Source organism: Mesorhizobium sp. M1E.F.Ca.ET.041.01.1.1 (assembly GCF_003997355.1).
Taxonomy (GTDB): domain Bacteria; phylum Pseudomonadota; class Alphaproteobacteria; order Rhizobiales; family Rhizobiaceae; genus Mesorhizobium.
On record NZ_RZSL01001099.1, the window covers coordinates 1 to 980 of the forward strand.

Here is a 980-nt window from a genome sequence, read left to right on the forward strand (position 1 = left end):
GACCAAGAGCGTGTTGCGGGCGACGGTCGTGTACTCCAGCCCGACATAGAGGAACAAGAATTCGACGCCGAAGAGCACGCCCGCGACGATGCCGGCGACCAGCGTGCCATCCGCCTGAAAGAGTTTGATGCCACGCAGCCGGCACCAGCCGAACACGCACAACCCGCCAAGGATGGAGCGCGCGATGGAGACGAAAACCGGATCGTAACCGGCATACGAAACCTTGGCGGCGACGTAGTTCATCCCCCAGGACAGCGTCAGCCCGACCATGATGGCGGCCGCAGTCATGTCGACTGCGTCGCGGCGGTCGAGCGTATCGGTCGCGCCGCTCAATTGTTGTCCTCCGCGCTCTGCTCGTCGAAGCCGAGCAGGTTCCAGCTCTGGCGCATATGCGGCGGCATCGGCGCTGTGACATCGATGACGCCCTGGTCGGGATGCGGAATCACGATGCGGCGCGCATGCAGATGCAGCCGGTTCTGGATGCCGCCTGGAAATTCCCAATTGGTGTCGGCCTCGAAATATTTGGGATCGCCGATGATCGGGCAGCCGATATGGGCGGCATGCACGCGAAGCTGATGCGTGCGGCCGGTATATGGTTCCATCTCCAGCCAGGACAACGACTGCGCCGCCTGCTCGACGACGCGGTAATAGGAGACGGCATGGTCGGCGCCCTTCTCGCCATGCTTGGCGATGCGCACGCGGTCGCCGTCCGGCGTCGCCTCCTTGACCAGCCAGGTCGAGATCTTGTCCTCGCGCTTCGACGGCACGCCCTTGACCAGCGCCCAGTAGGTCTTCTTCGTGTCGCGCGCCCGGAATGCTTCCGAAAGCTTCATCGCGGCAAGGCGGGTGCGGGCAACGACCAGCACGCCCGAGGTGTCGCGGTCGAGACGATGCACGAGGCGCGGCTTCTCGCCCTTCTGGTTGCGCCAGGCCTCCAGCATGTCGTCGACATTGCGTGTCACGCCTGAGCCGCCCTGGAC

The 980-nt window shown here is 64.6% G+C and carries 2 protein-coding genes; both read right to left on the reverse strand.

Annotation, left to right across the window (positions count from 1 at the left end; translation table 11 throughout):
- Positions 1-288 (reverse strand): EamA family transporter (locus EOA38_RS37655; protein WP_189435223.1); only part of this gene is annotated, 288 nt, incomplete at its 3' end.
- Between the two features lie 41 nt (positions 289-329).
- On the reverse strand, positions 330-980 hold a 651-nt coding region (locus tag EOA38_RS37660), incomplete at its 5' end, for an RluA family pseudouridine synthase (RefSeq protein ID WP_145966339.1).